Origin of the sequence: uncultured Senegalimassilia sp., from assembly GCF_934632265.1 — a bacterium.
Taxonomy (GTDB): Bacteria; Actinomycetota; Coriobacteriia; order Coriobacteriales; family Eggerthellaceae; genus Senegalimassilia.
Window position 1 is genome coordinate 1 of the sequence record NZ_CAKTYH010000094.1, and the last position, 7,767, is coordinate 7,767.

The 7,767-nt window shown below is 67.1% G+C and carries 4 protein-coding genes; 1 reads left to right on the forward strand and 3 read right to left on the reverse strand.

Translation table 11 applies throughout. The features are described 5' to 3' along the window. The first annotated feature begins 71 nt into the window (after positions 1-71). The gene (locus Q0H50_RS07225) at positions 72-1,580 is read left to right on the forward strand and encodes an amino acid permease (RefSeq protein ID WP_294420922.1); all 1,509 of its coding nucleotides are present in this window, start codon (positions 72-74) and stop codon (positions 1,578-1,580) included. Between the two features lie 245 nt (positions 1,581-1,825). Here the strand turns inward: Q0H50_RS07225 and Q0H50_RS07230 are convergent, their stop codons facing one another. From Q0H50_RS07230 to Q0H50_RS07240, 3 genes are all read right to left on the reverse strand, one after another. Then, positions 1,826-2,818 (reverse strand): asparaginase, encoded by a 993-nt coding sequence (locus tag Q0H50_RS07230; protein WP_294420923.1) that lies wholly within the window; start codon positions 2,816-2,818, stop codon positions 1,826-1,828. A gap of 707 nt (positions 2,819-3,525) precedes the next feature. Further along, positions 3,526-6,237, reverse strand: coding sequence for a formate dehydrogenase subunit alpha (fdhF, locus tag Q0H50_RS07235; protein ID WP_294420925.1), 2,712 nt, complete (start codon positions 6,235-6,237; stop codon positions 3,526-3,528). Beyond that, positions 6,230-7,767, reverse strand: a 1,538-nt coding sequence (locus Q0H50_RS07240; protein WP_294420926.1) for an NAD(P)-binding protein, incomplete at its 5' end; no start/stop codon positions are given. The genes Q0H50_RS07240 and fdhF, both read right to left, overlap by 8 nt.

Genomic DNA, 7,767 nt, shown 5'->3' on the forward strand with positions numbered 1-7,767 from the left:
GCCCGATAGGGATCGGGCATGCGACAGCACGCCGGCCCGCCAGCGCGGGCGGCACGCTGAAAGGAACGCCCATGGGCAACCAACCGAACGAAGGCGGCGCGCAAAAGGGGCCCGCCGTCGGCCTCAAGCGCACGCTCGGCCTGCGCGAGGCCATCACCATCACCGCCGGCACCGTCATCGGCGTCGGCCTGTTCACCACCGGCGGCAACGTCGTCGGCGAGATGGGGCCGTTCGTGGTCCTGGCAACGGCGCTTGCAGCGCTCATCAGCATATACCCGGCGCTCATGTACGGCGAGATGGGCGCGGCGCTTCCCTTCGCCGGCGGCACGTACCAGTACGCGTCGCTGGGCCTGGGCCGACCCGCGGGCTTTCTGGCCGGATGGAACTTCATCATGTCGCTTATCGCCGTCACCGGCGGCGAGGCGCTTGCGTTCAGCTACTACTTCAAGACCATCTTCCTAGCGTTCGGCGTAGAGCTTCCCGTCGACGACGTGGTCATCGCCATTATCGCGCTGGCCGGATTCATCATCGCCAATGTGCGCGGCGTGGAGCTGACGGGCAAGCTGCAGAACGGCTTCATGTTCTTCTTCTGGGGCGTGGCCGCCATCTGGTTCCTCACCATGATCCCCAACGTGCAGCTGCCGAACTTCGTGACCGCGCCCGACTTCATGGGCGACCTGGGCACCGGCGGGTTCATCGCCGCCGTGGCCATGATCTGGTGGTGCTTCGCCGGCTTCGAAACGTGCTGCGCCATGGGCGAGGAGATCCGCCACCCGCAGATCAACATCCCCCGCGCCATGATGCTCTCGCCGTTCATCATCTTCGTGGTGAACGCCCTGTTCCAGTGGTTCCTCGTGGGCATCGTGCCCGCCGACGGGCTGGCCGCCGTGGCCGAATCGTCCGCGCCCTACGCCGAGGCCATGATGAGCGCGGGTATCCTGGGCCTGCCGCTTGCGCTGCTGGCGCTGGGCGTGGCCTTCGGAGGCGACTTCTCCACCCTGAACGCCTCCATCGCGGTGCCGCCGCGCTACCTGTTCACCATGGCCCGCGACGGCAGCCTGCCCGCCGTGTTCGCCAAGCTGCACCCGAAGTACCGCACGCCCTACGTGGCCGTCATCACGCTCGGCGTGCTCACGGTGGCGCTGGTGGCAACCAGCACGCTGGACTACATCGCATCGCTTTCCCTGTTCGCCGACCTGTTCTACTACGTCATCGGCATGGTGGCGTGCCTGGGCCTGCGCCGCAAGCTGCCCGACCTGAAGCGCCCGTTCAAGGTGCGCGGCATGGTGCCCGGCGCGGTGATCAGCATCGTCATCTACCTGGTCATGATGACGCAGCTTGACACGGATGCCCTGGTCACTGGCGTGATCTACTGCGTGGTCGGCCTGGTCATCTACGCGGTGTGCGCTAAGAAATACGGCACGCGCGCCATCGACGTGAACGCCGTGCAGGACACCAGCGAGCCCACGCCCGCCGAGCGCGCCAAGATGGACCGCGAGTTCCACATCTGGATCGCCGCAGCCGCCATCGGCTGCGCGCTGGTAGCCCTACTCTACCTGCTACCCAACCTGCTGGGATAAGGCGCCCGCCCCGCAAAACGCCTCGAAACCGACAACGGCCCGTCGGCCTGCCCCCACGCAGGCCGACGGGCCGTTCTGCGATGCCGCGGCTATCGCCACAGCGCCGAAACCCCAATCGCGAAAAGAGGAACGTTCTCTCATCTCTTTTCAAGTATGCGCATGCGTCTTCCTTGCAATCTCGTCCTTAAAAATGTGCTGCATTACATTTTAAGGACGAGATGGGGCACGAAGCACCCTCTTCGTCTTTAGCAGCTGGCGAACAAATCCGCCAGCTTCTCACGGTCCACAACGCCGTCGGGGTCGGCCGCTTGCGCAAGCGCCCACATGGTCTTCGCCAGCAACGCCTCGGTGGTGGCGCTGCCGCCCATGAGCACGCCCGGGCGGTCGCAGAATGCGCGGCCCACCTCGTACACGCTCAGGTCCGCGCCTTCGTACGGGCACTGCGTGGTCATGACGAGCGTTTTCCCGGCATCCACCCATGCAAGCAGCGTGTCGGTGATGCCATCGTACTCCGGGATGCCGCCCAGCCCGAACGCCTCCACCACCAGCGCGTCGCACGCGGGGCGCAGCGCATCGATGACCAGCGCATCCATACCCGGCGTGATTTTGAGCACCGCAACGCGAGGGTTGAGCGCGTCGTAAAAGCGCACGCCCGAAGCCGCGATGCCAGCTTCCATGCCATCAGCCCACTCGACCAGCCCATCGCGCACGTACCCCAGGTCGGGGACGTTCAAGCTGTCGAAGGCCTCGAAGCTGCGGGTGCGCACCTTGCGCGCCGCCGTGCCCGAGATCACCTTGCCGCCGAACGCCACCATCACGCCCGCGGCGGCATCATCGCAGGCCACGCGCACGGCATCGAGCAGGTTGCGCTTGCCGTCGGTGCCGGGATCGCCCATGGGCAGCTGCGAGCCGGTCAACACCACGGGCTTCGGGCCGCCCTGCACCAGGTACGCAAGCCCCGCCGCCGTGTACGCCAGCGTGTCGGTACCGTGAAGGACGACGAACCCGTCGAAGTCGTCGTAACGCCGACGCACCTCGCTCGCAATGGCCAGCCACCCTTGCGGGCGCATGTTCGTGCTGTCCACGTTCATGACCTGCGACACCTCGACACGGCACACCTGCGCCACCTCGGGAACGAACGCCACCAGCTGCTCACCGGTCAACGCCGGCGCAAGCCCGCTTCCCTCCTCGGCCGAAGCGATGGTCCCACCCGTCGCAATAACCAAAACTCGCTTCATATGCGCCCCTTCCCCCTAAACGACCCGCGAATCCATTAATCAAATACCGATTCCGCTACTGTACCCCGAGACACGCGCAACCAGGCCCTCGAACCCGCGAATCCTTGAAATGGCTGGCACAGGCGCCCGAACCGTAACCAGGCTCGCAACCAACCACGCACCCGAGCCCGCAACTAGCCACACCCCGCCCAACCATCGATACATCTGCGTTTGATTAGCGTATGCTCGAGTAGCCGCATTGCCATCATCCGCATTTCCCCAGGTCGCAGGCTCGTGCAAATTCCCTATACTGCGACGAACCCCAACCAAACGCAGATGTATCGCCTCCTCATGCCTCACGGCGGCCAAGCCGTCAAACTCGCAGTTGCAACCACCAACGCACGGTCCATGCCATCCATCCCGCCAAACCATCGATACGTCTGCGTTTGATTAGGGCATACCAGAGTAGTTGGTTTGTAATCAAGCCTGTGACCAGGTGAAACACCGATCGTTATTGGGCGACTACCAAGCAACACCCCAACCAAACGCAGACGTATCGCCCTTTCGGACCACACGGCCCGTCGCAACAACCCGCGCACAGCCCTCGCGGACGCAAAAAGGGCGCTGGCCGCATTCGCTGCCAGCGCCCTTTGCTCGTCAGGCGAAGTCGCATGCCCTGCCTCTTACTTGGCGGCGGCTCCGCCGCCAGGCTCCTTCCGCTCTATCCCTTACGCCTTCTCCACCTTCACGGCGCACACCTTGTACTCCGGCGTGGCCGAGATGTTGTCGAGCGCGGCGTTGGTCAGCCAGTTGGCGTTGCCGTCCTGGAAGTGGAACGGCATCCATACCTCGCCGGGGTTGGTCTTGCCCGACACGCGCGCCTGGCTCTCGATGACGCCGCGGCGGCTGCTCACGCGCACGCGGTCGCCGTCGGCGATGCCCGCGACGGCGGCGTCCGCGTCGTTGATCTCGATGAACGACGTGCCGTCGATCCGGTTGAGCCCCTCGGTGCGGCCCGTCATGGCCTGCGCGTTGTACTGCGCCAGCACGCGGCCCGTCATCATGATGAGCGGGAATTCCTCATCAGGCTGCTCGGCCGACGGACGGTACTGCGCCAGCGAGTATCCGCCCAAACCGCGCGAGAACTTCCCCTCGTGCATGATGCGCGTACCCGGGTGATCCGGGCCCGTGCACGGCCACTGCAGGCCCTGCCCCGCCACGGCGGCGGAGTCCAGGCGCGCATGGCTGATGCCCGCATACGACGGCGTCAGGCTTGCAACCTCGTCCATGAGCTGCGCGCCCGTGAGCGTCGGCTGATCATACCCCATGCGGCGCATGATCTCGGCGAACACCTCGGTGTCCAGGCGCGCGCCCGCCGGGCCGTCCACCGCCTTGCGCACGCGCTGCACGCGGCGTTCGGTGTTGGTGAACGTGCCTTCCTTCTCCGCGTAGCTGCGACCGGGCAGGATGACGTCGGCGTACTTCGCCGTCTCCGTCATGAACAGCTCCTCGCACACGAAGAAGTCCAACGACTCCAGCGCGCGGATGACGTGGCCCGTGTCCGGGTCGGTGCGCACCGGGTCCTCGCCGAACAGGAACAGGCCGCGGATGCGCCCGTCGATCATGGCGGGGAAGCACTCGGTGGCCTTCAGGCCCGCAGCCTGGTTCAGCTCGATGCCCCATGCGGCCTCGAACTTCGCGCGCATCTCGGGGTTGGCCACCTTCTGATAGCCCGTGAAGTCCGCAGGTCCCGCGCCCATGTCGCACGCGCCCTGCACGTTGTTCTGACCGCGCAGCGGGTTGATGCCGCAGCCGGGGCGGCCCAGCTTGCCCGCGGCCAGCGCCAGGTTCGACAGCGCCATAACGCCCTCGGTGCCCGTGGAGTGCTCCACCACGCCCAGGCAGTAGACGATGGGGGCGCGCTCGGCCGTCGCGTACATCTCGGCCGCCGCCTCCAGGTCGCGAGCATCGATGCCGCAGATCTCGGCCACGCGCTCGGAGGTGTAGTCGGCCACCATGGCGGCAAGCTCATCGAAGCCCTCGGTGCGACCCTCCACGAACTCGCGGTCCACCAGGCCCTTCTGGATCAGCACGTTCACCATGCCGTTCGCGAACGCCACGTTCGTGCCGGGGCGCAGCTTCAGGTGGATGTCGGCCTTCTTCGCCAGCCCGATCTCGCGCGGGTCCACCACGATCAGCTTCGCGCCGCGCTCGACCGCCTGTCGCAGGCGCATGCCCATGACCGGGTGCGCCTCTTCCGGATTGCTGCCAACCAGCAGGATGACCTGCGAATCCTCGCACACATCCTTGATGGAGTTCGTCATTGCGCCCGAACCAAGTGTAGTTGCCAGACCGGCAACGGTAGGGGCGTGTCAAACACGTGCGCAGTTATCGACATTGGGGCTGTCGAATGCGCACCTCGCCATCTTCTGGAAGAGATAGATATCCTCGTTGGTGGAACGCGAGCACGCGAACGCCGCGATGCTCTCGCCGCCGTGCTCCTCCTTGAGCTCGGCGAACTTGCGCGCCACCAGGTCAAGCGCCGTATCCCAATCGGCCGGCTCGAACTCGCCGGTCTCGGGGTTTTTCACCAGCGGCGTGGTGATGCGGTCCGGGGAGTTCACGAAGTCGAAGCTGCCGGAACGGCCCTTCACGCACAGCAGGCCGTCGTTGGACGGGCCGTCGGCGGCCTGCACGTCCACGATCTGGTCGCCCTTCACCACCAGGTCGAGCTGGCAGCCCACGCCGCAATGCGGGCAGGTGGTGCGCACGGTATGGGTGTCCCATTCGCGGTACAGCCCGCGGCGCTTCTCCACCAGGGCGCCCGTCGGGCACGCCTGCGCGCAGTTGCCGCAGCTCTCGCAGATGGTGGCGTCCCAGTTCGGCCCGAACGGCGCGCGGATGGTGGTGCGCACGCCGCGCTTGCCGGTTTGCAGCACGTGGTTGCCGGCCGCGTTGTTGCACGCGCCCACGCAACGCTGGCAGGCGATGCACAAGTTGGGGTCGAAGCGCAAAAACGGGTTGGAATCCAGCACCGGCTTACGGATTTGCTCCACGGGGAAGGTGGGGTGCGAGACGCCCACCTCGCGCGCCACGGCCTGCAGCTCGCAGGCGCCGTTCTTCACGCAGCTGAAGCAGTAATCGGTCGAGTCGAGGCCGTGGTTGGAGATCAGCAGGTCAACGGCCATGCGGCGGTACTTCAGCACGCGCTCGGTGGCCGTCTGCACCTGCATGCCGTCGACCACGCGCGTGGTGCACGCGGGCACGGGGGCGTCCTGCCCCTCGACATCGACCACGCACACGCGGCACGAGCCGATGGCGCTGCGCTCGGCCAGGTAGCACAGCGTGGGAATGTGGATGCCGGCCTCGCGGGCGACCTCCAAAACGGTCTGGCCCTCGCGCGCCTCGAGCGCGCGGCCGTCGATGGTGATGTTAAGCATACTGGATACGCCCCCCTTCGCAGGCGCCGGCGCCGAAGTGGTCGCAACGCAGGCAGCGGCCGCATTCCTGCATGGCCTCCTCCGTGCTCATGGGAACCTCGACGGCGTCGAAATCGTTCTTGCGCTCGCGCGCGGGACGCTCGAGCACCTCCACGCGGCCGTACGCCGCGCGGTCGTTGGGCTGGGCCGGCGGAACCGCCACGCCGCAGTCGAGCGTGTGGTTGAAGCCCAGCATATGGTCGATGTTGCGCGCGGCAACCTTGCCGGCGGCGATGGCCTTGATGGCCGACGCCGGGCCGGTTTGGCAGTCGCCGCCCACGAACACGTTCGCGCCCGCGGAAGCATCGGCGCCGCGGGCGGCAAGCGCCTCGGCGTCCATCTGCGCGTGCAGCTGCTCGTCGGCCTTGAACTCGCCCCATTCGGCCGCCATGCCGAATTCCTCGAACGGCGCGGACACGATGTTCTGGCCCACGGCGATCAGGATGACGTCGGCAGGGATGCGCATCTGCGGCTTGTCGGCGGCCACGGGCGCGGGACGGCCGCGCTTGACCGGACCGATCATCTGCGGGCTCGTCAGCAGCGCGCAGCAGCGGCCCTGCTCGTCCTTCTCGATGGCGGCCGGCGCCTGCAGCGTGATCATCTCCACGCCCTCGGCGATGGCCGACTCGATCTCGGCCGGCAGCGCCGTCATGTCCGAGATGCGGCGGCGATACACCACCGACACCTCCTCGGCGCCGGCGCGCACCGCCGTGCGGCAGCAGTCCATGGCCACGTTGCCGCCGCCGATGACCGCCACCTTCTTGCCCGTGAAGTCGGGGTAATCGCCGTCGCCGATGCGTCCGAGCAGGTCGACGGCGGAGAACACGCCCTCGGCGTCCGTGCCGTCGATGCGCAGGCCCTTGCCGGTTTGCGCGCCGATGGCCACGTACACGGCGTCGTAATCCGCGGAAAGCTGCGCCATGCGCGCGGCGTCCACGGGGCTTTCGGTATGCACGGTTATGCCGCCCACGGCCAGGATGCCGCGGATGTCCTCGTCCAGGCGCTCGCGCGGGAAGCGGTACGCGGGGATACCGTAACGGATCATGCCGCCCAGCTGCTTGCGCTCCTCGAACACGTCAACGTCGTGGCCCATCAAGGCGGCGAAGTACGCGCAGGTCAAACCGGACGGGCCGCCGCCCACGACCGCGATGCGGCGGCCGGTTTCGGGCAGGCGCTTGGGCACGGGCACCTGGTCGGCGCGCGCATGCTCGCAGGCGAACTCCTTGATGCCGCGGATGTTGAGCGGCGCGTCGATGAGCGTGCGGCGGCAACGCTGCTCGCAAGGATGCTCGCACACCAGGCCGCACGCGGTGGGGAACGGGTTGTCCTTGCGGATCATCTGCACGGCGCCGGCGTAATCGCCCTGCGCCACCAGCGCGATGTAGGCGGGCACGTTCACATGCGCAGGGCAGAACGTCTCGCACGGCACCGACTGGCCCACGCTGCGCTGGCATTCGTGCGTGCTCCCGTGGCTTTCGACCTCGGCGGCGA

Excerpts from the sequence above, each read along its gene's own strand:
- Q0H50_RS07225 (WP_294420922.1), top strand. The coding sequence starts at position 72 with ATGGGCAACCAACCGAACGAAGGCGGCGCGCAAAAGGGGCCCGCCGTC.
- Q0H50_RS07230 (WP_294420923.1), bottom strand. The coding sequence starts at position 2,818 with ATGAAGCGAGTTTTGGTTATTGCGACGGGTGGGACCATCGCTTCGGCC.